General features: G+C 61.9%; 26 protein-coding genes. 20 read left to right on the top strand and 6 right to left on the bottom strand.

Features of this window, described 5'->3' with window-relative positions; translation table 11 throughout:
- Window positions 1-94 precede the first annotated feature (94 nt).
- Together NKI72_RS08710 and NKI72_RS08705 are read left to right on the top strand one after the other, a co-directional pair.
- Entirely contained in the window at window positions 95-3,106 is a 3,012-nt protein-coding gene (locus NKI72_RS08710) for a caspase family protein (protein WP_352850049.1), read from the top strand.
- A gap of 106 nt (window positions 3,107-3,212) precedes the next feature.
- Window positions 3,213-3,761 carry a histidine phosphatase family protein gene (locus tag NKI72_RS08705; RefSeq protein ID WP_352470325.1) on the top strand — a complete coding sequence of 183 codons (549 nt, stop codon included), beginning with the start codon at window positions 3,213-3,215 and terminating at the stop codon, window positions 3,759-3,761.
- A gap of 225 nt (window positions 3,762-3,986) precedes the next feature.
- Here NKI72_RS08705 and NKI72_RS08700 read toward each other — a convergent pair whose 3' ends face one another.
- The 3 genes from NKI72_RS08700 to NKI72_RS08690 all read right to left on the bottom strand — a co-directional run bounded on the left by NKI72_RS08700 (window position 3,987) and on the right by NKI72_RS08690 (window position 5,906).
- Window positions 3,987-5,147, bottom strand: coding sequence for an epoxide hydrolase family protein (locus tag NKI72_RS08700; RefSeq protein ID WP_352817182.1), 1,161 nt, complete (start codon window positions 5,145-5,147; stop codon window positions 3,987-3,989).
- A gap of 322 nt (window positions 5,148-5,469) precedes the next feature.
- Complete coding sequence (locus NKI72_RS08695) at window positions 5,470-5,655, bottom strand: hypothetical protein (RefSeq protein WP_352816954.1); 186 nt, start codon at window positions 5,653-5,655, stop codon at window positions 5,470-5,472.
- Complete coding sequence (locus NKI72_RS08690) at window positions 5,652-5,906, bottom strand: ribbon-helix-helix domain-containing protein (protein WP_352816957.1); 255 nt, start codon at window positions 5,904-5,906, stop codon at window positions 5,652-5,654. The genes NKI72_RS08695 and NKI72_RS08690 overlap by 4 nt, the downstream gene beginning before the upstream one ends.
- 213 nt (window positions 5,907-6,119) lie before the next feature.
- On the opposite strand from NKI72_RS08690, the gene NKI72_RS08685 reads away from it, so the two are divergent.
- The 5 genes from NKI72_RS08685 (at window position 6,120) to NKI72_RS08665 (ending at window position 11,053) form a co-directional block, all read left to right on the top strand.
- Window positions 6,120-6,404, top strand: a complete 285-nt coding sequence (locus NKI72_RS08685; RefSeq protein WP_023719977.1) for an acyl carrier protein — start codon at window positions 6,120-6,122, stop codon at window positions 6,402-6,404.
- 38 nt (window positions 6,405-6,442) lie between these two features.
- On the top strand, window positions 6,443-7,630 hold the full coding sequence (locus tag NKI72_RS08680; RefSeq protein WP_352816959.1) for a beta-ketoacyl-ACP synthase: 1,188 nt from the start codon (window positions 6,443-6,445) through the stop codon (window positions 7,628-7,630).
- A 74-nt stretch (window positions 7,631-7,704) separates the two neighbouring features.
- Window positions 7,705-8,994, top strand: a complete 1,290-nt coding sequence (locus NKI72_RS08675; RefSeq protein WP_352816962.1) for a beta-ketoacyl-ACP synthase — start codon at window positions 7,705-7,707, stop codon at window positions 8,992-8,994.
- 36 nt (window positions 8,995-9,030) lie between these two features.
- Entirely contained in the window at window positions 9,031-10,059 is a 1,029-nt protein-coding gene (locus NKI72_RS08670) for a zinc-binding dehydrogenase (RefSeq protein ID WP_352850048.1), read from the top strand.
- Between the two features lies 1 nt (window position 10,060).
- The gene (locus NKI72_RS08665) at window positions 10,061-11,053 is read left to right on the top strand and encodes a lipid A biosynthesis lauroyl acyltransferase (RefSeq protein WP_352831026.1); all 993 of its coding nucleotides are present in this window, start codon (window positions 10,061-10,063) and stop codon (window positions 11,051-11,053) included.
- Window positions 11,054-11,196: 143 nt separating this feature from the next.
- On the opposite strand, the gene NKI72_RS08660 is transcribed toward NKI72_RS08665, so the two are convergent.
- Window positions 11,197-11,625, bottom strand: coding sequence for a L,D-transpeptidase (locus NKI72_RS08660; RefSeq protein WP_352831028.1), 429 nt, complete (start codon window positions 11,623-11,625; stop codon window positions 11,197-11,199).
- Window positions 11,626-11,847: 222 nt separating this feature from the next.
- Here NKI72_RS08660 and NKI72_RS08655 point away from each other — a divergent pair, with 222 nt between their 5' ends.
- From NKI72_RS08655 to NKI72_RS08610, 10 genes are all read left to right on the top strand, one after another.
- Entirely contained in the window at window positions 11,848-13,137 is a 1,290-nt protein-coding gene (locus tag NKI72_RS08655; RefSeq protein WP_352831030.1) for an acetylornithine deacetylase/succinyl-diaminopimelate desuccinylase family protein, read from the top strand.
- Window positions 13,138-13,267: 130 nt separating this feature from the next.
- Complete coding sequence (locus NKI72_RS08650) at window positions 13,268-14,746, top strand: ABC transporter substrate-binding protein (RefSeq protein ID WP_352831032.1); 1,479 nt, start codon at window positions 13,268-13,270, stop codon at window positions 14,744-14,746.
- A 241-nt stretch (window positions 14,747-14,987) separates the two neighbouring features.
- Window positions 14,988-15,935, top strand: a complete 948-nt coding sequence (locus NKI72_RS08645) for an ABC transporter permease (protein ID WP_352816973.1) — start codon at window positions 14,988-14,990, stop codon at window positions 15,933-15,935.
- Window positions 15,932-16,801, top strand: a complete 870-nt coding sequence (locus NKI72_RS08640; protein ID WP_352850047.1) for an ABC transporter permease — start codon at window positions 15,932-15,934, stop codon at window positions 16,799-16,801. Before NKI72_RS08645 ends, NKI72_RS08640 begins: the two co-directional genes overlap by 4 nt.
- Complete coding sequence (locus NKI72_RS08635; RefSeq protein WP_352831035.1) at window positions 16,798-18,420, top strand: ABC transporter ATP-binding protein; 1,623 nt, start codon at window positions 16,798-16,800, stop codon at window positions 18,418-18,420. Before NKI72_RS08640 ends, NKI72_RS08635 begins: the two co-directional genes overlap by 4 nt.
- A 151-nt stretch (window positions 18,421-18,571) precedes the next feature.
- A complete protein-coding gene (locus tag NKI72_RS08630) occupies window positions 18,572-19,324 on the top strand; it encodes a CPBP family intramembrane glutamic endopeptidase (protein WP_352831037.1) in 753 nt (250 codons plus the stop codon).
- Between the two features lie 325 nt (window positions 19,325-19,649).
- On the top strand, window positions 19,650-19,955 hold the full coding sequence (locus NKI72_RS08625; RefSeq protein ID WP_352719647.1) for a hypothetical protein: 306 nt from the start codon (window positions 19,650-19,652) through the stop codon (window positions 19,953-19,955).
- 395 nt (window positions 19,956-20,350) lie between these two features.
- Window positions 20,351-21,394 carry an RHS repeat-associated core domain-containing protein gene (locus NKI72_RS08620; protein WP_352831039.1) on the top strand — a complete coding sequence of 348 codons (1,044 nt, stop codon included), beginning with the start codon at window positions 20,351-20,353 and terminating at the stop codon, window positions 21,392-21,394.
- A 455-nt stretch (window positions 21,395-21,849) separates the two neighbouring features.
- On the top strand, window positions 21,850-22,488 hold the full coding sequence (locus tag NKI72_RS08615) for a hypothetical protein (protein ID WP_352831041.1): 639 nt from the start codon (window positions 21,850-21,852) through the stop codon (window positions 22,486-22,488).
- Window positions 22,489-22,641: 153 nt separating this feature from the next.
- The gene (locus tag NKI72_RS08610; protein WP_352831043.1) at window positions 22,642-22,881 is read left to right on the top strand and encodes a hypothetical protein; all 240 of its coding nucleotides are present in this window, start codon (window positions 22,642-22,644) and stop codon (window positions 22,879-22,881) included.
- Window positions 22,882-22,971: 90 nt separating this feature from the next.
- Here NKI72_RS08610 and NKI72_RS08605 read toward each other — a convergent pair whose 3' ends face one another.
- On the bottom strand, window positions 22,972-23,403 hold the full coding sequence (locus NKI72_RS08605; RefSeq protein WP_352831045.1) for a TerB family tellurite resistance protein: 432 nt from the start codon (window positions 23,401-23,403) through the stop codon (window positions 22,972-22,974).
- Window positions 23,404-23,556: 153 nt separating this feature from the next.
- On the opposite strand from NKI72_RS08605, the gene NKI72_RS08600 reads away from it, so the two are divergent.
- The 3 genes from NKI72_RS08600 (at window position 23,557) to NKI72_RS08590 (ending at window position 25,159) form a co-directional block, all read left to right on the top strand.
- Window positions 23,557-23,793 (top strand): hypothetical protein, encoded by a 237-nt coding sequence (locus NKI72_RS08600; RefSeq protein WP_352850059.1) that lies wholly within the window; start codon window positions 23,557-23,559, stop codon window positions 23,791-23,793.
- Between the two features lie 45 nt (window positions 23,794-23,838).
- The gene (locus NKI72_RS08595) at window positions 23,839-24,666 is read left to right on the top strand and encodes a helix-turn-helix domain-containing protein (RefSeq protein WP_352490695.1); all 828 of its coding nucleotides are present in this window, start codon (window positions 23,839-23,841) and stop codon (window positions 24,664-24,666) included.
- Window positions 24,667-24,739: 73 nt separating this feature from the next.
- Window positions 24,740-25,159: a VOC family protein gene (locus NKI72_RS08590; RefSeq protein WP_352613989.1), complete on the top strand. Its 420-nt coding sequence runs from the start codon at window positions 24,740-24,742 to the stop codon at window positions 25,157-25,159.
- A 52-nt stretch (window positions 25,160-25,211) separates the two neighbouring features.
- Here the strand turns inward: NKI72_RS08590 and NKI72_RS08585 are convergent, their stop codons facing one another.
- Window positions 25,212-26,681 carry a cobyric acid synthase gene (locus NKI72_RS08585; RefSeq protein WP_352613988.1) on the bottom strand — a complete coding sequence of 490 codons (1,470 nt, stop codon included), beginning with the start codon at window positions 26,679-26,681 and terminating at the stop codon, window positions 25,212-25,214.
- Between the last annotated feature and the right edge of the window lies 1 nt (window position 26,682).

Genomic DNA, 26,682 nt, shown 5'->3' with positions numbered 1-26,682 from the left:
GTACCGGCCAACAATCCGGGCGCTCGGATCTTGCCCGAATTTGCTCATGGTTGGATGCCGGCGCTATACAGGGTTGTTGGGGGAAACGCGGCGAATGGGCCTTGTCGGAAATCAGCACTTCTTCAAGCAGGCGTGGCTGACGGCTTTCGTCGGCGCCCTGCTTTCCCTCGTGGTGACCTCGGCTCATGCCGTGGAGCCGGCGAGCCTCAAGGGCGTGGCGCTGATTGTCGGCCAGTCGAAATACCAGCACATAGCGGCTCTTCCCAACCCCGCCAACGACGCCCGCGACATCGCCAAGATGCTGACCGATCTCGGCTTCGACGCGCGCAGCGTCACCGACCGCGACACGGCAAAGCTGAAGCGCGACCTCGAGCGTTTCGCCGAGGATGCAGAGGACGCCGACGTCGCCTTGATCTACTATTCCGGCCACGGCATCGAGGCCGGCGGCGAAAACTATCTGGTGCCGGTCGACGCCGACGTTTCTTCATTGAAGGACGCCGATCAGGCCCTGGTGCCGATCTCCGCCGTCATGGACGAATTGACGACGACCGTGCCGGTAACGATCATGCTGCTCGATGCCTGCCGCACCAACCCGTTTCCGGCGGATGCGGTGCTGCGCCGGGCGCCGACGGCCTCGGCCTCGCCGATTGGCGCCGGCGGCCTGGAGCCGGTGCGCGGCGCCAGGGCACTGGCGAACGCGACCGCGACGGAAAATCTGGGAACGGTGATCGGCTTTGCCGCCGAGCCGGGGCGGCCGGCACTCGATGGCATCGTCGGCGAAAACAGCCCCTACGCAGCGGCACTTCTGCGCCATCTCGCGGCGATGAAGGGCACCGAGTTCGGCTCGGTCATGCGCATGGTGACAGAGGAGGTCTATCTCGACACCAAGGCAAAGCAGCGGCCATGGGTCAATGAAAGCCTGCGCCGGCTGCTCTATTTCGGCGTTGCACCGCAGGAGCCGACCGGCGACGACGGCCTGATCACCGGCGAGCGGCGGCAATTGCTGCTGACGATCGCCGAGTTGCCTGACCCCAAGCGGGTACAGGTCGAACTGGCCTCGCTGCAGGACGGCGTCCCGCTCGACGCGCTTTATGGCGTGCTGAAGGCGCTCGGCACCGAAAACATGCCGGAGGACCCCACCGACCTGCAAAAGCTGCTCGACGCCCAGGCCGAGCGCCTGAAGAAGATGATCTCCGAGCGCGACGCGCTGCGCACCGACGACCCCGAGATCAGCCGCCTCGTCGCCTCGGCCGACAAGGCGATCGGCCAGGGCGCCATCGTCACCGCGCGCAACTTCCTCGACCAGGCGGTGGGCCGGGTCGAGCAGGCCAGCGGCGTGGTCGATCGGGCAGAGGATCTGGTCAGGCAGAAGCGTCTTGCCGACGCGGCGATCTATGCCAGGCGCGCCGACGCTTCGGCGCTGGTCTTCGACTATCTGTCGGCCGCCAACGATTACGGCAAGGCCTTCTCGCTGGTCGAGAAATGGGACGACAGGCTGCGCTGGAACTACAAGAACCAGGAGGCGGAAGCGCTTAACGCGCATGGCAACGCCACCGGCGACAGGCAAGCGCTGCAGCACGCCATCGACGCCTACCGCGTCATCCTGAACTTCATCCCCAATGGCGAGCAGAACCGCGACTGGGCGATCACCCGCAACAACATGGCTGTGGTGCTGCAGACGATCGGCGAGCGCGAGCGCCAAATCGACCGGCTGGAAGAGGCAGCGAACATCTTTCGCGATTCGATTGCCGTGTTCGAGCGCGAGAAGGACGACATCAACTGGGCGGCCGCCCAGAATAACCTGGCCAATGTGCTGTTGAAGATCGGCGAACGCGAGAGCGACCCGAAACGCCTGAACGAAGCAGTGGTGGCGATGCGCGCCACGCTGGAGAAGCGGCCGCGCGACAAAGTCCCGCTGGACTGGGCCGCCTCGCAAAGCAACCTTGGCCTTGCGCTTTACGCGCTTTCGGAACGCGAACCCGGCGGCGCGCGCCTGACCGAGGCCGAGGCCGCCTACCGGCTGGCGCTTGAAGAATACACGCGCGAAAAGGCGCCCGTTCAGTGGGCGATGGTCCAGAACAATCTCGGCAATACGCTGGTGTCTCTCGGCACGCAACGCAACGACAAGGCGAAAATCGACGAGGCAGCCGCGGCATTCCGCGCCGCGCTCGAAATCCGCACACGCGACACCTTCCCGCTCTCCTGGGCGAGCAGCCGTCTCAATCTGGGTAACGCGCTGAGCAGTGCTGCCCGTTTCGATCTCGGCACCGGCCTGCTCGAAGAGGCGGTTGCTGCCTATGGCGACGCGCTGACCATATTCACACGCCAACGTTTTCCGACGGATTGGGCTTCGGCGGAGAACAATCTCGGCTCGATCTACCAGACGCTCGGCCAGCGCACGCGCGATCCTGCCAGGCTTGAGCAATCGGCTGCTGCATACCGGGCGGCACGGCGCGTCTATACCAAAAAGGAGTTTCCGCTCGACTGGGCAATGACCCACTACAATCTCGGCAACACGCTGCAACTGCTCGGCGGCGTGACCGACAAGCCGGTGCATTACGAGGCGGCGATCGAGGCCTATCGCGATGCACTGCGCGAATACAAGCGCGAGACGACGCCGCGGCAATGGGCACTGGCGCAGGCCGGCCTCGGCTCGGCGCTGCAATGGCTGAGCATGAGCGAGGCCGACCCCGGCAAACTGGCCGCATCGATCGCCGCGCGCCGGGCGGCGCTGGAGGTGCTGACCTTCGAGACCTCGCCCGTCGACTGGGCAAACGCGCAGAACGGCATCGGCATGAGCCTGACCAATCTCGGCAATCTCGAACGCACCGGCAAATATCTGGATGAAGCCGAAGCCGCCTTCGAGGCGACACTCAAGGTCTTCACCCGCGAAAGCCAGCCGATGCAATGGGCCTTCGAGCAGAACAATCTCGGCGACGTCCACTGGAACCGCGGCAGCTATGGCGGTGGCAATGCCGAATACCAAAAGGCGATCGAATTCTTCGAAAACGCCAAGCAGGGCTTTACCGAAGCCGGCTACACACTCCCGATCCCGCTGACCGACCGCAAGATCGATCTGGTGAAGAAGCAGATAGCGAAGAAATAGGCGTTTCGGCCGCAGGTTGCACTCGGCTTGTCTTTCAGCCGGCTTTGCCGTCCCTATATGCCGGTCACCGGGGACCTGCCTGCCGGTCACCCGAAAAGGATGTCTGATGCTTCGATTTGTGCTGGCGCTGCTGTTGCTTGCCGTTTCCGCCACAGCCCATGCGACGGAAGCCGGCTGGGCGCTGCTGCGCGACGGCGGGCATGTGGTCCTGCTTCGCCATGCCATGGTCACAGGCACCACCGATGCGGCCAATTTCGATCTCGGCAAATGCGCCACCCAGGTCAATCTCTCTGAGCGCGGCAAGCAACAGGCACGCAAGATCGGCGCGCTGTTTGGCGCCCGCGCCGCACCGGTCGAGCGCGTGCTGTCCAGCCGCTATTGCCGCTGCCTCGAGACCGCCCGCATTGCTTTCGAAAGCGAACCGGAGCCGTTCGCACCGCTTGACCTGCTGAAGACCGACGAAAAGGAGAAGGCCGCCCAGATCGCTGCGATCCTGGCCGAGATCCGCGGCTATTCCGGGTCCGACAATCTGGTCATGGTCACGCATCTCGAAAACATCAAGGAATTGACCGGCATCTCGCCGCGCGAAGGCGAGGCCGTGGTCGTCGAGCCGCAAGGCGACGGCCTGCGAGTACTCGGCCGCGTCACTTTCTGACTGCGCCGGCGCCGGTTGAAGCGTTCGCTAGTAGTGAAATCTAGCGTTTGGTATCTTAAGCGGAATACCGGTTCCGACCCGCGATGAGGTCTTGATCGAGTCGAAGGTCGACATTGACCCATTGACCCTTAGTCAGGACCAACGGGCGCTTTCAACGAAAGCGAATGCGATGGTACCGTCTCATCAGGACTTCCGAGCCGTGACAACGGGCGAGGTTTTCGTCCTCTACTTGGCCGGCCGGAGCCTCAGCGGCCGAAAAAACGCCCGGATGTCCTCGACCAGGAGTTCGGGTTGCTCAATCGCCGCGAAATGTCCTCCTTTCGGCATGTCGGTCCAGCGCTCGACACGGAAGACTCGCTCGACCCAGGAGCGAGGTGGCATAGGAAGCTCTCGGGGGAAGACTGCAACGCCGAGGGGCGGTGTTATTCGCTCTCTTGGCCCGAAGATCAGGGGGCAGAGCCGGTTCTCTTTGTAAATCCGGAGCGAGGCCTCGATCGTGTTACCGAACCAGTAGAGCGAGATGTCGGTAAGCAGCGTGTCTAGAGGGATGGCGCGTTCGAGTTCGCCTTCGCAGTCGCTCCAACTGCGGAACTTCTCGGCAATCCATGCGGCTAGCCCGATTGGGGAATCTGTCAGTGCAAAGGCTAGCGTCTGGGGCTTGGTCCCCTGCAGAAAAGCGTAGGCTCCCTCCGTTGCAGCGAAATTCGCCGCACTGTCGAGGAATGCCTTCTCCTCCGGCGTGACAGGTGGGTCGTCGCGACCGAGGGTCGGGCGGAAACTGCCTGGAATGTAATTCAGGTGCAATCCGATAAGGTCGTCCGGGTAAAGCCGAGCGAGCCAGGTCGAGACGCCTGCGCCGATGTCGCCACCTTGTGCGGCGAAGCGATCATATCCCAGTTCGCGCATCAGCCCCCGCCACAGCTTCGCGACACGCTTTGAGCTAACGCCGGCCTGATGCGGCGGGGACGAGAAGCCGAAACCCGGAAGCGACGGTGCGACGACATCGAAGGCGTCCTCGGCATCCCCGCCGTATTTGGCAGGATCCGTGAGCAGCGGAATGACGTGCTCGAACTCGGCGAAGGAGCCGGGCCAGCCATGAGTGAGGATCAACGGCAAGGGTGCTGACCCCTTTCCTTTCTGATGAACGAAATGGATGTCGCACCCGTCTATCGTGACCCTAAACTGAGGCAACAGGTTCAGACGTTTTTCGTGATCGCGCCACCTGAAATCGTATTCCCAGTAACGTGAAAGCTTTCTGAGGAAATCAACGTCAGTACCGTCGTCCCATCCGTATGCGAAGATCGACGACGGCCATCTTGTCGATTGGATACGACGCTGTAGGTACTCGATCTGTTCATCCGGGATGTGGATGTGGAAGGAATGCATGGCCACGGGTGTTGCTCCGATCAGCGGCGAAGAATTGTCCCATCATCAAGGCACAGAACGCAGGAAACTTCACTGAGCGACCGCTTTGTCCGCTACTTGCTCGTTCCCATCTACGAGACGAAGGTAACATTCCACCCTTAGTGGCAATTCGTTTAAGTTACTTGGCGTCAGATTTTCACCGCTACCAGCCAAGCGTCGACACGGAGCTTCCATCCCTCGATCATGTCCGCGAACGCGTCCTCTGTAAGTTCGGACAGATAGGATGCTCCTGCCGGGCTCCAAGGCCGTGAACGCATAGGTAATCGACGCCTCCGTGCCTCCGTTAGTGGTCGGTCGGCAGGCCACCTCGACAAATCCGAAACGCGAATCCGCGTAACGCGAACATAGCGGATGCGATACGCCAGCCGTCCACCCACAGGGTCTCTCCGATCGGCGTGAACAGCGGGAAGCCGCGGTCGATCGGCCCCGAAAGCACGATGCTGTGGCTGCGCTCAAGATGGCTCGTCATCCGCCCTCGCCGCCGGTTTCCGCCAGACCGTGGCTGTCCGCTGCGGCAAGCTCCATTTCGTAGATGCGCTTCAATTGGCCGATTGTTTCCAGGGTCGCCGCGGAGAACGGTGTCCGGCCTTCGAAAGCATGCAGCAGGATGCCCTCGATGAGGTCACCCAGGCTCATGTCGCGATGCTCAGCCAAGGCCTTGAGCACCTTCACCAATCGTTTTTCCAGGCGCACCCCGGTCTGCACGCGTTCTATGGTCATAGATCTTTGTACCATGGTACATTGGTACACCCAATGGTCAGAGATGGGGCGGTTTCGGCATATCGCCGGGGGTTACCAGCGACCCCTATTGCTCTGCCTGGGCAGCAATCCCATCTGCGCGCGGCGTATCAGGCCTTTTCCTGCCCGGAAAAACCGATTAGACAGCCCAAAACACATGCGGACAGATTCCGCCCGCAATCGAAGGAAAAGCCCTTGTCCACCACGTTCGACAAAGTCGCCAAGATCATCGCCGACACCAGCGAGATCGACATCGAGACGATCACGCCCGAAAGCCACACCATCGACGATCTCGGCATCGACAGCCTCGACTTCCTCGACATCGTCTTTGCCATCGACAAGGAATTCGGCATCAAGGTGCCGTTGGAAAAGTGGACGCAGGAAGTCAATGACGGCAAGGCTTCGACCGACGACTATTTCGTCATGAAGAACCTGTGCGCCAAGATCGACGCGCTCGTCGCCGCCAAGAACGCCACGTGAACACAGCGCCTGACGCGCCCGACCCACAACAGCCTCCCATGAACCCCCACGACGTCGTCATATCAGGCATCGGCCTTGTCTCGTCACTGGGCGAGGGTCCGGATGCGCATTGGCAAAAGCTCCTCCAGCCACGGCTTGAGCCGGTTCTGGAGGCCTCGCGCTTCTCGCCCTATACGGTCCATCCTCTGCCCGAGATCGACTGGAACCTGCAGATCGCCAAGCGTGGCGACCAGCGGCAGATGGAAACCTGGCAGAGGCTCGGCACCTATGCGGCCGGCCTTGCGCTCGACGATGCCGGCATCAAGGGTAATGACGAACTCTGCGCGACCATGGACATGGTGGTGGCCGCCGGCGGCGGCGAGCGCGACGAGGCGGTCGATGCGGCCATTCTCGCGGCATCGGAAAGCCGCAATGACCGCGACGTGCTGCTCAACGAGAAGCTGACCACCGAATTGCGTCCGACGCTGTTTCTGGCACAGCTTTCCAACCTGCTCGCCGGCAACATCTCGATCGTCCACAAGGTGACGGGGTCGTCGCGCACCTTCATGGGCGAGGAAGGTGCCGGCGTTGCCGCTGTCGAGACCGCGGCCGCGCGCATCCGCTCCGGCCAGTCGACGCATATACTGGTCGGCGGCGCTTTCCAGACCGAACATTCCGACATGCTGCTCGGCTATGAACTGGCCGGCTACCTGCATCGCGGTCCGTGGCGGCCGGTCTGGCAGAGGCAAGGTGCCGAAGGCGGCGGCGTGGTGACCGGATCCGGCGGCGCGTTTCTCGTCCTGGAGCAGCGCGAGCATGCGGAAAGCCGTGGCCGGAAGATCTATGCGGAACTCGGCCCGGTCCTGTCCGGTCGCGCCAGGCGCCGGCGGGACGAACTCGACGGCGAGATCGCCGTGCTGTTGAAGCAAGCCGCATTGCCGAATGGCGAGCTGCTCGCGATCTCCGGCGCTTCGGGCGCCCATGCCGCGACCGCCGCCGAGAAATCGGCGCTCGACGCCAATCCGGCGATCGCCGCACGCGGCTTTTCGACGCTGACTGGCCACATGAAGGAAGCGCAGTTCCCCTTTGCCGTGGCGCTGGCGGCGCTGGCTGTCGACCGCAAGGCCGCCTATCCTGTCTTCGACGCCACAGTCGAAAAACCGTTTGCCGGTGTCCCGAAGACCGTCCTTGCAACGGCGATCGGCTATCACCAATTCGAGGGCATGGCGCTGATCAAAGCCGCCTAGAGCATCGGACCGAAAAGTGTGGCGCGGTTTCGGGCGATCCGACGCTCCAAGAGAAACAGGTTTTTGGACAACAAATGGCCAATCTGAACGACCACATGGGCAGGCCCATCGTCGCCGTCACCGGCATCGGCGTGGTGACGTCGCTCGGTGTTGGCAAAACCGACAATTGGGCGGCACTTACCTCAGGCAAGTCCGGCATCCATCCGATCACCCGCTTCCCGGTCGATCATCTCAACACCCGCATCTCCGGCATGGTCGATTTCCTGCCGTCGAGTTCCAAGGGCGCCAGTCTCCTCACCTATGAGCTTGCCGAAACCGCCGCCCAGGAAGCGATGTCGGAGGCCGGCCTCGATGCCGGCGATTTCGGCGGACCGCTGTTCCTCGCTTCGCCGCCGGTCGAGCTCGACTGGAGCGAGCGCTTTTCGCTCTACAATTTCGACGCGCCCAATAATTCAGACAGGCACGACACCGGTGCCGAGAGGCTGCTGCGGGTAGCGCGCGGCCTCAGGGAACTCGACATCTTCGAGACCACCCAGTTCGGCTCGATTGCCGACCGGCTTGCCGACCGTTTCGGCACACGCGGCCTGCCGATCACGCTGTCGACAGCCTGCGCTTCGGGCGCCACCGCGATCCAGCTCGGCGTCGAGGCGATCCGCCGCGGCGAATGCGACAGGGCGCTGTCGATCGGCGCCGACGGCTCGGCGACCGCCGAGGCGCTGATCCGCTTCTCGCTTCTGTCGGCGCTCTCCACCCATAACGACATCCCCGAAAAGGCCTCAAAACCCTTCTCCAAGGATCGCGACGGCTTCGTGCTGGCCGAAGGTTCGGGCGCCCTTGTGCTGGAATCGCTGGAGGCAGCACTTGCCCGCGGCGCCACCGTTCTCGGCATATTGCGCGGCTGCGGCGAAAAGGCCGACGACTTCCATCGCACCCGCTCCAAGCCGGACGGTTCGCCGGCGATCGCGGCGGTGCGCGCCGCTCTTGCCGATGCCGGCCTGAGCGAGGACGGGATCGATTATGTCAACGCCCATGGCACCTCGACGCCCGAAAACGACAAGATGGAGCATTTGTCGCTGTCGACGGTATTCGGCGAGCGGATCTCGTCAATGCCGGTCTCGTCGAACAAGTCGATGATCGGCCATACCCTATCGGCTGCCGGTGCTGTCGAGGCCGCATTTTCGCTGATGACGATGCGCGAAAGCATCATTCCGCCGACCATCAACTACGACAATCCCGACCCGGCAATCGTGCTCGACGTGGTGCCGAACACCAAGCGCAACGCCGAGGTCGGCACCGTCCTGTCGAACTCCTTCGGCTTTGGCGGCCAGAACACCTGCCTTGTCATGGCGCGGGAACCGGTCTAAGCGACCTTTTTCAGCCAGACTGAACCGACAGGCACCATGCGCGCATTGCAACTTATCGAGGACCGCCGCCTTGAAACGGTGGACCTGCCGCCCCCGCCGCAACCTGCGCTCGGCGAGGTGACGCTGCGCATCAAGGCCGTGGCGCTGAACCACATCGACGTCTGGGGCTGGCGCGGCATGGCTTTTGCCAAGCGCAAGCTGCCGCTGGTCGTCGGCGCCGAGGCTTCCGGCGAGGTCGAGGCGGTCGGCCCCGGCGTTTCCAGCCTTGTGCCCGGGCAATTGGTGTCGATCTATGGCGCCCACACCTGCGGTCTTTGCCGCGCCTGCCGCGAAGGCCGCGACAATCTCTGCGAGCATGTTTCGGGCGTGCACGGCTTCCATCTCGACGGCTTTGCGCAGGAAAAGATCAACCTGCCGGCGCGCCTTCTGGTCCCAGCTCCGCCCGGCGTGAGCGAAATCGGCGCGGCGGTGGCGCCTGTCACCTTCGGCACGGTCGAGCACATGCTGTTCGACAATGCCCGGCTGCAACCCGGCGAGACGATACTGGTCCATGCCGGCGGCTCCGGCATCGGCTCCGCCGCTATTCAGCTGGCCAAGAAGATGGGCTGCACGGTCATCACCACCGTCGGCTCGAACGACAAGATCGACAAGGCCAAGGCGCTCGGCGCCGACCACGTAATCAATTATCGCGACGACCGCTTCGAAGGCATCGTGCGCAAGCTGACCAAGAAGAAGGGCGTCGACGTGGTGTTCGAGCATGTCGGGACCGACACCTTTGCCGCCTCGATGCTGTGCCTGAAGCGCGGCGGCCGGCTGGTCACCTGCGGCTCGACCTCCGGCGTGTCGACACAGATCAATTTGATGCAGTTGTTCCAGCAGCAGTTGAAGCTGCTCGGCTCGTTCGGCTGCCGCATGGAAAATATGGCCGACGCCATGCAGAAGATGGCCGCGGGCCTGGTCGCGCCGGTGATCGACACCGAGGTCGGCTTCGACGGCATCGATGCGGCGCTGAAGCGCATGGAAGGCCGCGACGTCTTCGGCAAGATCATCCTGCGCGTCGGCTGAAATGATCGGCAACGCCTTCAGGAAGATCCGCAGGGACCTGGGATTCCGCTATGGCAGGCGGCTTCGCCAGTTCAACTACTGGCTGGTCGCGCGGGTCGCTATGATCATCATCTCCGCGCTGCGCCTGCTGCCGCCCGACAGCGCGCTCAATTTCGCCGACCGCGCTGCCCGCCGCATCGGCCCCTGGGTAGCGCGCCATCAGGTCGCCGTCGACAATCTGCGCAAGGCCTATCCGGAAAAGAGCGATGCCGAGATCGAGGCGATCGCTTCCGACATGTGGGGCAACATGGCCCGCCTGGCCGCCGAATACATCTTTCTCGATGCTTTGTTCGACTACGATCCCGCTGCGACGAAGCCAGTCCGTGTCGAGGTCAAGGGCGTGGAGCATTTCGTGCGCATTGCCGGCGAGGACAAGCCGCATATCGTCTTCACCGGGCATCTCGGGAATTTCGAGCTGCTGCCAGTGGCGGCGGCGACCTTCGGCATGAACATCACGGCGCTGTTTCGCCCGCCCAACAACCCTTATCTCGCCGATTACATCCTCTCGACCCGCCGCTCGAGCATGGGATCGCTGCTGCCGTCTTCGACCGGTGCCTCGTTTGCGCTTGCGGCCATCCTGGAGAAAGGCGGCAATATCGGCGTGCTGGTCGACCAAAAATTCACCGGCGGGCTCGAGACGACATTCTTCGGCCGCCCCTGCGAGAGCAACCGGGTTCTCGGCACCCTGGCGCGGCACTACGATTGCGATGTCTACCCGGCGCGCTGCGTACGCCTGCCGAACAACCGTTTCCGGCTCGAGATCGAGGACAAGCTCACCTTGCCGCGCACCGCCGGCGGCAGTGTCGACGTCCGCGCCACCACCCAGCTTCTCAACGACGTGGTCGAGCGCTGGGTGCGCGAAGACCCCGGCCAGTGGATGTGGTTCCACAAGCGCTGGGAGATCAGCGGCCGCAAAAAGCGTCGGCCAGCGACAATGCGCGACAAACCCGCCTGAGCGCACCATCTTTTTTGGGTGCAAGCCTTATTTTGTTCTTGCTTTGTGCCGGCAGCTATGCTACTAATTTCGGTATGGTGCTATTTGGCCCCAACGAACCCGCCGCTCCGGCGGGTTTTTTATTGCGGGCCGAGGAGCAGGCCCTAATTCGTCACGAGAATCCGCGTATTGCCGAAGCCGGCTTCGCGCACCATCGAATAGAACGCGGCGGCGTTGCTGGGGTGGAGGCGCACACAGCCATGCGATGCCGGGCGCCCCAATTGCCGGATCGCGCCGGTGCCGTGGATGGCATAGCCGCCGCGGAAGAACACCGAATAGGGCATTGGCGACATGTCGTATTTGCGCGAATACCACATCCGGGCCGTCCGCTGTGGCCGGTAACTGCCGCGCGGCGTGATGTAGCCCTTGCGGGCGGTGGAAACGCTCCACCGATAATACGAAAGCCCGTATCTTACCGTCATCGTCTGTGAGGATATGTCGATGTTCGCGACCAGGCTGGCCGCCCGGCTCTCGAACGACGAACCGAACAGCATCGCCATCAATGCCGCTGCCATGAGAACAGTGTTTTTCATGCAATCAAACCCCTTTGATGCCCCTTGCCTGCCTGCCGTCACGCTGTTCTCCAGCGTTTTGATGGCAAGCCAGCGAGCTAACACCTACTCCCTGACGATTTCACCAATCCAAAGCAGCGAATTTGAACGATTTCCCGCAATAGTTGCCGTAACGACACGCAATCGCCTGGCAATTCGCCATCGGGCTTGCAAAACCCCCTCATCCGCTGCTCAATTCGCCGAATGAACGAACCGAACGAACGGCTCCTCAAGGCTATCGATGACCGGGCCGATGATCTGGTTGCACTGACTGCGGATCTGATCCGCTTTCCGACCATCAATCCGCCCGGCGAAGCCTATCGGCCATGTGCCGAATATATCGGCGCGCGGCTGAAGAAGCGTGGTTTTGAGATCGAATTCATCCGTGCCGAGGGCACGCCTGGCGACACTGACCGTTACCCGCGCGTCAACGTCGTCGCCCGCTTCGATGGCCGGGCGCCGGGTGCTTGCGTGCACTTCAATTCGCACATCGACGTCGTCGAGCCCGGCGACGGCTGGAGCCTCGATCCGTTCGCCGGCATCGTCAGGGATGGCAAGGTCTATGGCCGCGGCGCATGCGACATGAAAGGCGGGCTTGCCGCCTCGATCATCGCCGCTGAAGCCTTCATGGAGGTGTTTCCCGATTTTCCCGGCGCCATCGAGATTTCGGGGACGGTCGACGAGGAGTCCGGCGGCTTTGGCGGCGTCGCGCATCTGGCCAAGCTCGGCTATTTCTCCAGGCCGAAGGTCGACCACGTCATCATTCCCGAGCCGCTCAACAAGGATCGCATCTGCCTTGGCCATCGCGGCGTCTGGTGGGCGGAGATCGAGACCAAGGGCGAGATCGCGCACGGCTCGATGCCGTTCCTCGGCGACAATGCGGTGCGCCATATGGGCGCCGTGCTGCGGGCCTTCGAGGATGAATTGTTTCCGGCGCTCGACAGCAAGATGACGCGCATGCCGGTCGTGCCCGAAGGCGCAAAACGCTCGACCATGAACATCAACTCGATCCATGGCGGCCAGACGGAGGATTTCCGGCCCGGCCTGCCCTCGCCCAACGTGCCCGATTCCTGCCGGCTGACCATCGACCGCCGCTTCCTGCTCGAAGAGGATCTCGCTGCGGTCAAGAGCGAGGTGACCGATATCCTCGAACGGCTGAAGCGCGAGCGCAAAAAGTTCGATTACGAAATCCGCGATCTGATGGAGGTGCTGCCGCTGATGACCGAGCGCGACGCGCCGGTGGTTAAGGCGGTCGCGCAAGGCATCATGGAGATATTCGACCGCGAACCGGATTACGTGATTTCGCCCGGCACCTACGACCAGAAGCACATCGCCCGTATCGGCCACATCTATGACTGCATCGCCTATGGCCCGGGCATCCTCGATCTCGCCCATCGGCCCGATGAATGGGTCGGCATTGCCGACATGCTGGACTCGGCAAAGGTGATGGCGATCGGCCTCGGCGTGCTGCTGAGGGGCGCCGGCCCGCCATGATCCGGCCATGGGCGGAAAAACATTCCTCCCGGCGTCGGCACACGGTACGAAACGCAATTTACTCGGGGGCGAATTCACGCTTCTATCCGCCCGGGTTTGAGCACGTGTTTTAGACATGGGGAGTTGCACGATGAAATTGTGGAAAACCATTCTGGCCGCCGCGGCGCTGGCGTTGGCCGCCGGGACCTCAGCGATGGCCGCGCGCACCGACCTGGTCATCGGCATTACGCTCGAACCCCCGCATCTCGACCCGACCGCGGGTGCCGCCGCGGCAATCGACGAGGTACTCTATGCCAATGTCTTCGAGGGCCTGACCCGCATCGGCCCGAACGGCGAGGTGCTGCCCGATCTCGCGCAAAGCTGGAGCATTTCCGACGACGGCAAGGTCTACACTTTCAAGCTGCATACAGGCGTGAAATTCCATGACGGCACCGACTTCAACGCCGACGACGTGAAATTCTCGCTCGACCGTGCCCGCGCCGACAATTCCGTCAACGCGCAAAAGGCCCTGTTTGCCGCCATCGACAAGGTCGAGGTCGTCGATCCCGCGACGGTGAAGGTCACGCTGAAGAACCCGCAAGGCTCGTTCCTCTACAATATGGGCTGGGGCGACGCGGTGATCGTGGCGCCTGAGACAGCCGACACCAACAAGGAAAAACCGATCGGCACCGGCCCGTTCAAGTTCCAGAACTGGGCCAAGGGCTCATCGATCACGCTGGTCAAGTCGGACAATTACTGGGGCGCCCCGGTGTTCCTCGACAAGGCCGAGTTCCGCATCATTCCGGATGCCGCCGCCGCCGTTCCGGCGCTGCTTTCCGGCGACGTTCAGGCCTTTCCGTTCTTCGACCCCGACAGCGTCGCCCAGGTCAAGGACGATCCGCGCTTCAAGGTGGTGATCGGCTCGACCGAGGGTGAAACCATCCTGTCGATCAACAACAAGAAGCCGCCCTTCGACAAGCTGCAGGTCAGGCAGGCGATTTCCTTTGCGCTCGATCGCAAGGCGATCATCGACGGCGCCTCGGCCGGCCTCGGCGTGCCGATCGGCTCGCACATGTCGCCCGCCAGCAAGGCCTATGTCGACTTGACCGGCCTCTATCCGCACAATGTGGAGAAGGCCAAGGAATTGCTGAAGGAAGCCGGCCTGGAGAATGGCTTCAAGGCGACGCTGAAGCTGCCGCCGCCCTCCTATGCGCGGCTTGGTGGCGAGATCATCGCCTCCGAGCTTCGCGAAATCGGCATCGATCTCGAGATTATCCCGGTCGAATGGGCGCAATGGCTGGACCAGGTCTTCACCAAGAAGGATTACGACCTGACCATCGTTTCCCACACCGAGCCCAATGACATCGATATCTATTCGCGCAAGGACTATTACTTCAACTATGACAATCCGGCCTTCGATAAGATCATCGACGAATTGAACCTTACCTCCGACGAGGCCAAGCGCACGACGCTGCTCGGCGAGGCGCAGAAGGTCCTGGCCGATGACGCCGTGGTCGGCTTCCTCTACGAATTGCCGAAGGTCGGCGTCTGGGACGCCAAACTGCAGGGCCTGTGGGAAAATGCCCCGATCCAGGCCAACGACCTGACCAAGGTGAAGTGGACGGATTGAGCGGGTCGCTGACAGAAGGGCGAAAGTTGCACTCCGTCCCACCCCCCTCTGCCCTGCCGGGCATCTCCCCCTCAAGGGGGGAGATTGAGCCCTCACCGCCGCTTTCGCTAACCACTAGCGTTGCAGGGACAGTGCCGGCGTGGAAACTGCCAATCTCCCCCCTTGAGGGGGAGATGTCCGGCAGGACAGAGGGGGGTGGGCGGGAACGCAAGCTTCGCCCAGTGCTTGCACCGGTCTCCTCATGACCGCCTACCTCCTCAAGCGCCTCGCCATCGCCGTCGTCACGCTGGTTCTGGCCTCGATGGTGGTCTTTGCCGTGCTGGAGATCATTCCCGGCGACCCGGCGCGGCTGATGCTTGGCCTGAACGCCAGCGCCGACCAGATCGAATTGCTGCGCAACCAGATGGGTCTCAACGCTCCCGTCGTGCTGCGCTATCTGCATTGGGCCGGCGGCTTGCTGAGCCTCGATTTCGGCCGTTCCTATACCTATTCGGTGCCGGTCATCGATCTGGTCCGTGAGCGTCTCGTCGTCTCGCTGCCGCTGGCGCTGATGGCGCTGGCGCTGTCCACAGTCATTGCCATCCCGGTCGGGCTGTTTTCCGCCAGCCGGCGCGGCCGGGCCGGCGACACGGTTGCGATGGGCGCCGCCCAGCTTGGCGTCGCCGTGCCCAATTTCTGGTTTGCGCTGATGCTGATCTATCTGTTCGCCGTCTGGCTGCGGCTGGTGCCGGGCGGCGGTTTTCCCGGCTGGGGCGCCGGCGTCTGGCCGGCGCTGAAGTCGCTGCTCCTGCCGGCGGTCGCCCTCGCTCTGCCGCAGGCGGCGATCCTCGCCCGGGTCACCCGCTCGGCGCTGATTGAAGTGCTGAATGAGGATTACATCCGCACCGCCCGCGCCAAGGGCCTGCCCTATCGTCTTGTCTTGTGGCGGCATGCGCTGCGCAACGCCTTGATCCCGGTGGTCACCATTCTAGGCCTGCAATTCGCCTTCCTGCTTGCCGGCACCATCATCATCGAGAACGTCTTCTATTTGCCCGGCCTCGGCCGGCTGGTGTTCCAGGCAATCAACCAGCGTGACCTGATCGTGGTCGAGAGCGTCGTCATGCTGCTGGTTGCCGCCGTCATCATCGTCAATTTCGTTGTCGATCTCTCCTATGCGGTGGTCGATCCGCGCCTGAGAGGCAGGCAATGACGCTGCACATCGACATCCCCGACGAGAACCTTGCCGGCATCCTGGCCAAGGCGTTTCGAAACCGTTCGTTCCTCGCCGGCTTCGTCGTCACCGCACTGGTGGCTGCGGTCGCGATCCTCTCCTTCGAGTGGACGCCTTACGACGTCACCAGGCTGGTCATTTCCGACAAGACCCAGGCGCCGTCGCTGGCGCACTGGTTCGGCACCGACCATTTCGGTCGCGACATCCTGTCGATGATCATGGTTGGCGCCCGCAACTCGATTGCCGTGGCGCTGGTGGCGGTCGGCATCGGCATGGGCGTCGGCGTGCCGCGCGGCGCCTTTGCCGCGGCGCGTGGCGGCCTCGCCGACGACGTGCTGATGCGGCTGAACGACCTGGTCTTCGCCTTTCCGGCGCTGCTTTCGGCAATCATGATCACCGCCATCTTCGGGCCCGGCGCGTTCAACGCCATCATTGCCATCGGCATCTTCAACATCCCGGTGTTCGCGCGCGTCGCCCGCGCCGGCGCCCTGGCGATCTGGCCGCGCGAATTCATCCTCGCCGCCCGCGCCGCCGGCAAAAGCAGGACGCTGATCAGCATCGAACATGTGCTGCCCAACATCGCCACGCTGCTGCTGGTGCAAGGCACCATCCAGTTCGCGCTGGGCATACTGGCCGAAGCCGGGCTTTCCTATGTCGGGCTGGGTACGCAGCCGCCGATGCCGAGCTGGGGCCGCATGCTGTTCGACGCCCAGACCCGCATGGTGGTGGCGCCGTGGATGGCGATCTTTCCCGGGATGGCGATCGTCGTCACCGTGCTTGGCCTGAACCTGCTTGGCGACGGCATTGCCGACATTCTCGATCCGAAGTCGCGGCGGCAGCGATGAGCCTGCTCGAAATCGAGAAGCTGTCGCTGGCCATCGGCGGCACGCCCATCCTCAGGGACATCGAGCTGTCCGTGGCGCCCGGCGAAGTGATGGGGCTGGTCGGCGAATCCGGCTCCGGCAAGTCGATGACTGCGCTCACCGTGATGCAGCTCTTGCCCTGGGCGGCACGCGCCACGGGACGCGTTACCTTCGACGGCATCGACATCCTGGCGGCGAGCGAGGACCAGATGTGCGCGCTGCGCGGCGACGACATCGGCATGGTGTTCCAGGAGCCGATGACGGCGCTCAACCCGGTCAAGACCATCGGCGAGCAGGTCGCCGAGGGTATTCGCTGGCACACCAGGGCGCGCCGCGCTGACGCCGAGCAACGGGCGCGAAAAATGCTCGACCGGGTCGGCTTGCCGGCAGCGCAGTTCCCGCTGTCGCGTTATCCGCATGAGCTGTCCGGCGGCCAGCGCCAGCGCGTCGTCATCGCCATCGCCTGTGCGCTGAAGCCCAAGCTGCTGATCGCCGACGAGCCGACGACCGCGCTCGACGTGGAGCTGCAGGCGCAGATCCTCGACCTGCTGCGCGACCTGGTTGCGGAAAACCGCATGGGGCTGCTGCTTATCTCGCACGACCTCGCCGTGGTGACCGAGATGGCGGATCGCATCACCATCCTGCGCCATGGCGAGGTGATGGAAGCCGGCGACACGGCGCGCATTCTGTCCGGACAGCTTCATCCCTATACGCGCCAGCTGGCGCAGGCCTCGATGCATGTGCCCGCGCGCGCCAGAACGCATGAGGTCGGCCAAGGCAAGCCCCTGCTCGAGGTAATGAGCGTGACGCGCGACTATCCGGCACGGCGCATTTCGCTTTTCAAGCGAGGGGCTCCCATCCGCGCCGTCGACGATGTTTCCTTCTCGATGGCGCCCGGCCAGTCGGTGGCGCTGGTCGGGCGCTCCGGTTGCGGCAAGTCGACGCTTGCCCGCATGGTCCTGGCGCTGGACAGGCCGACATCAGGTACGATCCGCTTCCGCGGCGATACCCTCACCGGCAAGAGCGAGGCGGAGCTGAAACCGGCACGGCGCGACATGCAGGTCGTGTTCCAGGACCCCTATGGCTCGTTCGACCCACGCCAGAAGGTCGAGAGACTGGTGGCCGAGCCGCTGCATGTGCTGGAGAAGAAGCCGTCGCCCGCCGCGCGGCGCGAGATGGTGGCGTATGCGCTGCACGAGGTCGGCCTCTCACCAGGCGACATGGACAAGTATCCGCATGAGTTTTCGGGCGGCCAGCGCCAGCGCCTTTCGATCGCCCGCGCCATCATCACCCGGCCGAAACTGGTCGTCGCCGACGAGCCGGTCTCGGCGCTCGATGTCTCGATCCGCGCCCAGATCCTCGATCTGTTCGCCGACCTCAACCAGAAGCTCGGCATCGCCTATCTGTTCATCACCCATGATCTGACCGTCGCCCGCGCCATCACCGACGAGGTGATGGTCATGCATGACGGCAAGATCGTCGAGCGCGGCAGGACGAGCGAAGTACTCGACCACCCGCAGTCCGAGGCGGCCAAGGCGCTGGTCACTGCTGCTCCAGACCTGCACCGGGCGATTGCAAAACGGCTGCACGAACAGGGGTAAGCAGCCGGTTCGCAAAGCGAGTTCATCGTGCCGGTGGCACAATGAAAGGCCAGCGAACGCCGGGACGCTGCGGAGCAGCGGGGACCCGGCTGTGTCGCTTCGTGGCACGGCTTAACCTTATTCGTTTGGCGCACGGGCGGGAGAATGGCCATTGACAGCAAACGGTTATGAAAGGCGCGACGGGCCGGAGCCTGATCGGGTTCCTCCGCTGGGCCTGGGCGGCTCCGCTGCTCTGTTCGGCGCGGGTGCTCTGCTGCTGTTCCTGACAACGCGGGTAGCCGTCCCGGCATTCGTCTCCGCCACCGGGGCAGAGCCTGTGGTGATGTGGTTCCTGGCCGCAAGCATCGTCCTTTTTGGCCCCCTGCTTCTCACGGCTGCCCTGCTGTTGTATCGGGAACGGCGTTCAGGAAGGCCGGGGTGGTTGGGCGCGCGGCTATGGCTTCGCCCGATGAATGGCGGCGACTGGCTCTGGGCTGTTGGAGGGCTGGCGGCCGTCGGCGTGTTGACCGGCGGCATCGGCGCCGCGCTCCGGATGCTGCAAGACGGGATGAATTTTAATCCCTCGTTCATGGCTTTCGAGCCGCTCGGTCCCGGCCGATACTGGATTCTCGGCGCGTGGCTTCCGTTTTTTGTGCTGAACATCGTTGGGGAAGAGTTTGTCTGGCGGGGTTTCGCGCTACCGCGGCAAGAGATTGCCTTCGGCAGGCGGGCTTGGCTGGTCAACGGGATCCCGTGGTTGCTGTTCCACGCTGCCTTCCCCTGGCAAGTCCTGTTGACCCTTGTGCCGATCACATTGCTGCTGCCCTATGTCGTCCAGCGGCGTCGCAGCACATGGGCCGGGATGGTTATCCACGCCGGGTTCGGAGCGATGGGCTTCCTGGTCCTGGCGTTCGGGCTTGCATGAATGCCGCACGAAGTGAAGGGCTTGACGCCGAGCGGAGCAAAGCTGCCTGACCAAGGAAACGACGAATCTGAGAATGATGAACCCGACAAACCCGAGTGGGGCAAGTAACCCAAGGGATGCTAAGTATGGAGACGGGCAATACTTTACAGATATTGTACCAAAGACGAAAACTGGAGAGTTTCTATCACAGAAACTCGTTATTAATTCACGTCAGGCCGGATGGTCCTGTCACTACGGGGACGACGGCGACGTTGGCGGGTGTGTGGAGAGGCTTTGATTTTGGTGGGCGTGTTGACCTGTCGCCCGATCCTGTGGGGAGCGAAAGATGGTGACGATACTGAAGTGGATTGCCATCGCTGTACTTGGGCTGCTGGCATTGATGCATGCGGCACTGACTGCTTCACTGATCTGGCACATGTTCCGCTACGATGTACCCGGAGCTTGGATAGGGGAGCCCGAATTAGTCAGGCAATACCTGATTCCGCTGGCTTCCATTTTTGGTCTCTTGATACTGATGCGATACGCCAAGCCGACCGAAAGAAAGGCGTGCATCGCAGTTCTCGCTGCCGTTACTGTGTCCTTTGCGCTGTTTCTATTGTTGCATTTAACCGGTCGATTGACGATCAAATAGAGGGGACACTTGGGGCCCGCGCAGCGATTTTTGGCTGTTCTGCATGCTGATTTTTGCCTCTGATAGTGCTTCGCGCGGGTAGAATTTTGCGTTCGCGGCCTGTAAATTTTGTCATCGAATCCGGTTTGCGCGCACGAAATTTGGGCTCTCGCGGACAGTGGATTTTGCTCTTTCTCCGCTGCTTTTTTGTGTCGCTGTTTTGCTGCCCTGAGTGAACTTCCGTGCAGTCCTCAGTACACGGATCAAGTGGAGGGGGAACGGCAAGATAAAAGGACTGACGGCAGGTTGGGGTGGAAGTGGTTGAAGCGATTGGATCGGGGTAACGTCCACGCGGCTTGGATGAAAAGCGGTGACATCCATTAGCCGGCCTCTCGTCAAGGGCGCGCGGAACTTTTTTGGCGGCGTCAGCCGCCAATTTGCATCTTTTTTTCTTTCCCTTAGCGGCAGGTTTTGAACCGCACCCGTTTCTTCGCGCTTGGCTGCGAGAACGATCGCGCCACGACAAGGCCGACCGGCTGACGTCGAGCGACAATCTTGGCAACAACACGCTCGACGAGACGTTCATCTGTGCCGCCAACGACAATCTGACCTCGCGCACGCGCGTTGCAGGCACCTATGTTTACCCGGCGGCGACAGCGCCGCGTCCGCACGCGCCAACAGCGATCGGCGTCAAGACGCTCGCCTATGACGCCAACGGCAACATGACCTCCGACGGCACCAGGACGCTCGCCTGGGACGAGGCCAACCGCCTGAAGACGGTGACCCAGGCCGCCAGCACCGTCTCGCTGTTCTACGGTCCAGACGGGGCGCGAGCCAAAAAGACCTCATCCGTCGCCACCACGCTCTATCCCGACGCCTCCGTCGAGATCAATCCGGCGACACCCGGAGCAGAGACCTACACCCGCTATCCCCATCCCGACATCAAGGTGGTGGGCACGGTAAAAACCTTCCTGCACCGCGATCATTTAGCGTCTGTGCGCATGGTCACCGATGCAACAGGCGCCGTAGCCGAAGCCACTAACTACGCGACCTACGGAGAACGCCTCAACACCGGCTTCCAGACGCAGAAGAGCTACATCGGCGAACGCTTCGATCCCGAGACCGGACTGCTCTACCTCAATGCCAGATATATGGACCCGCTGCTGGGGCGGTTCATCTCACCGGATAATTGGGACCCGACGCTGGCGGGGGTTGGGACAAACCGGTATGCCTATGCCGGAAATGATCCGGTGAACCAGAGTGATGCGAATGGGCACTCCTATGGATCACAAGATCCTGGCGGCACGCCTGACAACATTAATGGAAAGGAAAGCACGAAGGAAAACGAACGCCAGAAAGCTGAAAAAGAAATAAGAGATAAGCTAAACGCTAATCCCGATGACAAAATTGGTCTACTCAATATCTATCCAGCTAACAGTAAGAAAGGCTTCAATTTGTAGCAACTTATGGTTCAAAGTTTGGCACCAAACATGTCAGTGGACAATTTAACACGACGACCACTTTTGATGATAATGTAATTGCGCCCGGTAAATACAATTTATCTGCCAGACCGCATATTACTCAAAAGACTGGATTTGCTGGAATAAAGCAGATGATTGGCTCCTTGTTAAGTGGTAATTATAGCATGAACGTGAATAAGCATGAGGGGCAATACGAAATTGATAACACTGGTGATCCTGGCTGGACGTTGGAAGCTGATGGAACGTTAGTATCTGGGCGGACCATTCATCCGGGGAGGAGCCCCACGACTGGTGAAGGAGGGATGTCACTGGGTTGTTTGGTGGCAAACACTAAAGACTATAACTCGCTTATGAATGTAATCGGCCCGAACAAGGTGAGTAGTGCGAGTTTACAGGTAAATGATTTCCCAATTGGTCCGTGATGAGTTGACATCATGCATTTTAAAATAGCATTGCAAATTGCCGGATTTGTTGCAATTTGGTTTTTCGGAGGATCGACCCAGATGCAGGCCGGCGGTACTGTGCCATCAACTCCTGAGATACTGAACTGTTCCATTGGAATCTTTGCCGATAATTGGCCCTTCACTTGGCGAGGAGTTGAAGAGCAATGTATATCACGCGTAACCTCGCAAACTGCGAAGGAGTTTATAGACTGGGATACGAAAGCTGAAGAATTTAATGAGGATACTGGTGCACTTTACCTTTTTATATGGGCAAGATTGATTGATAAGAATCTTGCGACTCCATTGCAATTGGACGAGAGAACTAAAGATTTTGATCAAATAACTCGATCGCTTACGGACTCTTATGTTGGCATTTACGACGGTATTGAAAAGTTGCAGGAAGAATTGAAAATGTCTTTGGCCCAAACAGGGGGTGGGTATGCGAATTCGCTCTATGCGATAAGGCTTTTAGGTTTAGCCCCAATTGAGCACGCGCGGCCCACCATCTTGTTCCTGAAGAGTCTGGTTGATCTTGACACCAACACCATTAAGGTCACGGGACAATACGGGGAAGAGATTGTAGAAATGCAAGAGTTGTTGGATTATCGAGCCAGTGCACAAGGTCGTTAGTTGCCATTCACAGATCCTAATTATGACGCGGGTCATTACTTAGTGGCCGCTATTGTGCGGCAGGAATTGGAGAGAATTTCGCAATTTCGGTGCACTTTTATCGCGTTCGTCCGGCTATCATTGCACGTAGATTGACCACATGGCCCGCCTCGCATGCATAGCGGCGGCCGGCAATTACAATGTGGCCAGCTCACCACCTCCACCAACCCTGCCGCAACTCAAGGCAACAAGTATGACGGCTTTGGCAAGCTCGCCCGCCAGGACGTCACGCTGGGAACGCTGACCCACACCACGACCAGCGTGCGCGATGCCTCTGGCCAGACGCTGCGCACCCAGTATTTGCCGGTGCAGCTCGACTCGGCACGGCGGCCGCCCCGCTGCAATACACAGTGAACTCATGAGCGCCCAGAATGGCCTTGCCGAGAGCAGGAAGGGCTCTCACATTAATCTTGAATTACCATGACTCAGAAGTCAGCCGATGCCTCAGCCTTCCTGCTTCACCACATCGGCCGGGCTGATATCGAGCAGGTCGAGCGTGCGGCGCAACAGCTGCATTTCGCTCCCGGCGAGTTGCGAATCGGCCTTGGCGATTTCGGCCATGTGGCGGGCGAGCAGCTTGCGCCGTTCGACGTCGAGGTCGCGAAACTGCGCGATTGCCTGCGAGCTGTTGGTCTCGTAGCCGAAATCGTTGAGGTATTCGATGACACTGTCGACGCTGGTTTCGGGTATGCCGAAGGCGTCCCGGCAGATACGCCTGAAGGCGGTCATCTCGCTTTCGCTGACCGAACCGTCGGCCAGGATCATGCGGAACAGCATGAGCAGCTCCGCCGACAGCACAGGATCGTCCGCGACCTTGCGCACGCCGGGGTCGCCGTCGAAGATCGAGCGTATCTGGTCCAGCAATCCCATCGCCATCAGCCCCTTCCGATTCGTCGGGAAGGTAGCGCGGAATCGGCTTGGCGCAAACGGGGTGCGATGGTGGAAAAGCCGCCTGCGTGCACTCATTGGTGTGTGACCGCGCGACTGATAGTATGCCGTTGTACGAATCATGTTGAGGAGGGACCGAACATGAATCTCAGTGCGCCTACCCAGCTTATTTTCATTATATCCCTTGTTATCGCCATTATCGGCGTTCTCGCCGCGCTTGGCGTCCTTGCGTTCATCCCTTTGGCTGCTGTGTGGATTGTCGTCATCGCTTACATCGTGCTGGCCGCCGGCTGCCTGATGCGCGGCGCAAAAACCCGCCCAGAAAATAAACAAGCACCGCCACCGCGGCGCCCCCGCCCAAACGCGGGGCGCTTTTGATTCCGACGAATGGTCTGTTAAAGTCGCGTGGCGGAAGGAAAGCGCATGCCCGACAGCGAAGACGGCAGCCGCCACGAAAGCCCAGGCCTCGATCGGTTCGAGATGGTGCGGCGCGCGCCGAGCCATCGGCTTCAGGGCGTCGTCACCGACATGTGCGGCTTTCGCGAAACCATGCCAGGCCATTTCCGCGCCGTCGAATATGCCTCGCTGACCGTGCCGCTGGTCATCAGCTTTGCCGAACCCTTTGCCATTGGGCTCGGCCAGGACCCGGGCGACAATGACCGCTTCACCAGTTTTGCCTCCGGCCTTTATGCCGGGCCGGTAGTGATCGAATCCTGCGGCGGCACCTGCTGTGTGCAGATCAATTTCACCCCGCTCGGCGCTCGTCGCTTCTTCGGCCGGCCGATGAGCGAACTGACCGACCGCATGGTCGGCCTGGATGACGTGCTCGGCGTCGAAGGCATCGCGCTTCGCGAAAGGCTCGGCAATGCGCCGGATTGGAGCACACGCTTTGCCATCGCCGAAGCCTTCGTCGGTGATCGGTTGGCAACCGCGGACCGCACTCAGGCCGAAATGGTCTGGGTCTATGAGACGATCGTCTCGACGCGTGGGCGGATCCGCATCTCGACGCTGGCCGAAAAGCTTGGCTGGAGCCGCAAGCATCTTACCGGAAAATTTTCGGACGCTATCGGCACCGGCCCAAAAACGCTCTCGCGCATCGTCCGCTTCAATCATGCGCTTGGCCTGTCGAGACAGGCCAACAGCGCTTGGGCCGACATCGCCGCCGACTGCGGCTATGCCGACCAGGCGCATCTGGTACGCGAGTTTCGCGACCTGGCAGGCGTCGCGCCGACGGCGCTTGCCGCGAGGTAACATTTCTTCAAGACGCGCAACCGGCCGTCGCGCAGACTGGGTTGATCGACCAACCCGCTGAAGGAGATCAGCCATGCCGAACACCCCCGAACCACCGCTGCTTTATCCGGCGCTGCGCTACAGGAATGCCGGCAAGATGATCGACTGGCTGTGCGAGGCCTTCGGCTTCAGCGTTCGCGCCCGCTATGGCGAAGGCGACGTGGTGCACCACGCCGAACTCGCTTTCGGCTCTTCGATCGTCATGCTCGGCACGGCGCGCGACGACGCCTATGGCAAGATGGTCGGCGCGCCGGGTTCGGGTGGCGGCAAGTCGATCTACGTTGCGGTCGCTGACGCAGACGCGGCATACGCGCGAGCAAAGACCGCCGGCGCCGAGATTCTGGAAGAACTCACCGACCGCGACTATGGCAGCCGCGAATTCATCTGCCGCGATCCGGAAGGCAACGTCTGGTCGTTCGGCACCTACTGGCCGAAGGCTGACGAGAAAGCATGATCCCGAAAAGTGGAGACCGGTTTTCGGACAAGATCATGCTCAGGCAAAGTATCTAACGCGCCAGCCCAAAAATCGTGTCGCAGTCGAGGTGGGTTTCCAGTTCGGCTGCGATCTCGTCCAGTGCCCGTTCGACCTCGGCGCGGTAGTCGATGCCGCCGCCCTTGACGCCGAGGCTTTCGAGGAATTTCGCCCGGAAGGCGTCGGCGGAAAACAGCCCGTGCATATAGGTGCCCAGCACCTTGCCGTCGGCCGAGATAGCGCCGTCATCGATGCCGTTGATAACGGCGGACGGCCGCAGCGTGTCCGGACCGGTGGTGCGGCCGAGATGGATCTCGTAGCCCTCGAGCGGCAGATCGAATTGCACCGAGCGCGCGCTGACATTGCGCACCGTCTTTTCCGGCTCCATCACCGTTTCGACGTCGAGCAGGCCAAGCCCTTGCGTTTCTGTAACGCTGCCCTCGATGCCGTCGGGATCGCGCACGATATGACCAAGCATCTGGAAGCCGCCGCAAATGCCGACGATATGACCACCGCGTTTCCTATGCGCGGCAAGGTCGCGGTCCCAGCCGTTCTCGCGAAATTTCAGGAGATCGCCGATCGTCGACTTCGAGCCGGGAATGACCACCAGACCCGCATCTTCGGGCAAGCGCTCACCAGGCGGCACGAACACCACCTCAACCTGCGGTTCGGCCTTGAGCGGGTCGAGATCGTCGAAATTGGCGATGCGCGAGAGCACCGGCACGGCGATCTTCAGCGCTCGCTTCTCGCCGGACGCCAGTCGCTCGAGCACGACGGAATCTTCCGATGGCAGCCGCGCCGCCGCCTTCAGCCACGGCACGACGCCAAAACAGCGCCAGCCGGTGAATTTTTCGATCGCCTCGATGCCGTCTTCGAACAGCGAGACATCGCCGCGGAACTTGTTGATGAGGTAGCCGACGATCATGCGCCGGTCCTCCTCCGGCAGGATCAGATGGGTGCCGGCGACCGAGGCGATAACGCCGCCGCGATCGATATCGCCGACCAGGATCACCGGCACGCCGGCGCGCGTCGCAAAGCCCATATTGGCAATGTCGCGGCTCCTGAGATTGATCTCGGCCGGCGACCCGGCGCCCTCGACAATGACCAGATCGGCGCCCTCGCCGACCTTTGCCCAGGAGTCCAGCACCGCATCCATCAGCCGGCCCTTCAGCGCCTGGTAGTCGCGCGCCCGCGCCTCGCCGAACACCTTGCCCTGCACGACGACTTGAGCGCCGACATCGGTCTGCGGCTTGAGCAGCACCGGGTTCATGTGGACGGTCGGCGCTGCGCCGCAGGCGATCGCCTGCAGCCATTGGGCGCGGCCGATCTCGCCGCCGCCTGAATCGCCTGGAATATCGGCGACAGCGGCGTTGTTCGACATGTTCTGCGGCTTGAACGGCCGCACTTTCAAGCCGCGCTTCTTCGCCGCGCGGCACAGACCGGCGACGAGCACCGTCTTGCCGACATCCGAACCCGTGCCCTGCAGCATGATCGCCTTGGCCATA

The organism is Mesorhizobium sp. M0437, assembly GCF_040321335.1.
Lineage (GTDB): Bacteria > Pseudomonadota > Alphaproteobacteria > Rhizobiales > Rhizobiaceae > Mesorhizobium.
This window is presented reverse-complemented; position numbering and strand designations above follow the sequence as displayed.

What these genes read in the sequence shown, in the direction of transcription:
- NKI72_RS08710 (WP_352850049.1), top strand. Translation starts at nt 95, where the DNA reads ATGGGCCTTGTCGGAAATCAGCACTTCTTCAAGCAGGCGTGGCTGACG.
- NKI72_RS08705 (WP_352470325.1), top strand. Translation starts at nt 3,213, where the DNA reads ATGCTTCGATTTGTGCTGGCGCTGCTGTTGCTTGCCGTTTCCGCCACA.
- NKI72_RS08700 (WP_352817182.1), bottom strand. Translation starts at nt 5,147, where the DNA reads ATGCATTCCTTCCACATCCACATCCCGGATGAACAGATCGAGTACCTA.
- NKI72_RS08695 (WP_352816954.1), bottom strand. Translation starts at nt 5,655, where the DNA reads ATGACGAGCCATCTTGAGCGCAGCCACAGCATCGTGCTTTCGGGGCCG.
- NKI72_RS08690 (WP_352816957.1), bottom strand. Translation starts at nt 5,906, where the DNA reads ATGACCATAGAACGCGTGCAGACCGGGGTGCGCCTGGAAAAACGATTG.
- NKI72_RS08680 (WP_352816959.1), top strand. Translation starts at nt 6,443, where the DNA reads ATGAACCCCCACGACGTCGTCATATCAGGCATCGGCCTTGTCTCGTCA.
- NKI72_RS08675 (WP_352816962.1), top strand. Translation starts at nt 7,705, where the DNA reads ATGGCCAATCTGAACGACCACATGGGCAGGCCCATCGTCGCCGTCACC.
- NKI72_RS08670 (WP_352850048.1), top strand. Translation starts at nt 9,031, where the DNA reads ATGCGCGCATTGCAACTTATCGAGGACCGCCGCCTTGAAACGGTGGAC.
- NKI72_RS08665 (WP_352831026.1), top strand. Translation starts at nt 10,061, where the DNA reads ATGATCGGCAACGCCTTCAGGAAGATCCGCAGGGACCTGGGATTCCGC.
- NKI72_RS08660 (WP_352831028.1), bottom strand. Translation starts at nt 11,625, where the DNA reads ATGAAAAACACTGTTCTCATGGCAGCGGCATTGATGGCGATGCTGTTC.
- NKI72_RS08655 (WP_352831030.1), top strand. Translation starts at nt 11,848, where the DNA reads ATGAACGAACCGAACGAACGGCTCCTCAAGGCTATCGATGACCGGGCC.
- NKI72_RS08650 (WP_352831032.1), top strand. Translation starts at nt 13,268, where the DNA reads ATGAAATTGTGGAAAACCATTCTGGCCGCCGCGGCGCTGGCGTTGGCC.
- NKI72_RS08645 (WP_352816973.1), top strand. Translation starts at nt 14,988, where the DNA reads ATGACCGCCTACCTCCTCAAGCGCCTCGCCATCGCCGTCGTCACGCTG.
- NKI72_RS08640 (WP_352850047.1), top strand. Translation starts at nt 15,932, where the DNA reads ATGACGCTGCACATCGACATCCCCGACGAGAACCTTGCCGGCATCCTG.
- NKI72_RS08635 (WP_352831035.1), top strand. Translation starts at nt 16,798, where the DNA reads ATGAGCCTGCTCGAAATCGAGAAGCTGTCGCTGGCCATCGGCGGCACG.
- NKI72_RS08625 (WP_352719647.1), top strand. Translation starts at nt 19,650, where the DNA reads ATGGTGACGATACTGAAGTGGATTGCCATCGCTGTACTTGGGCTGCTG.
- NKI72_RS08615 (WP_352831041.1), top strand. Translation starts at nt 21,850, where the DNA reads ATGCATTTTAAAATAGCATTGCAAATTGCCGGATTTGTTGCAATTTGG.
- NKI72_RS08610 (WP_352831043.1), top strand. Translation starts at nt 22,642, where the DNA reads ATGCATAGCGGCGGCCGGCAATTACAATGTGGCCAGCTCACCACCTCC.
- NKI72_RS08605 (WP_352831045.1), bottom strand. Translation starts at nt 23,403, where the DNA reads ATGGCGATGGGATTGCTGGACCAGATACGCTCGATCTTCGACGGCGAC.
- NKI72_RS08600 (WP_352850059.1), top strand. Translation starts at nt 23,557, where the DNA reads ATGAATCTCAGTGCGCCTACCCAGCTTATTTTCATTATATCCCTTGTT.
- NKI72_RS08595 (WP_352490695.1), top strand. Translation starts at nt 23,839, where the DNA reads ATGCCCGACAGCGAAGACGGCAGCCGCCACGAAAGCCCAGGCCTCGAT.
- NKI72_RS08590 (WP_352613989.1), top strand. Translation starts at nt 24,740, where the DNA reads ATGCCGAACACCCCCGAACCACCGCTGCTTTATCCGGCGCTGCGCTAC.
- NKI72_RS08585 (WP_352613988.1), bottom strand. Translation starts at nt 26,681, where the DNA reads ATGGCCAAGGCGATCATGCTGCAGGGCACGGGTTCGGATGTCGGCAAG.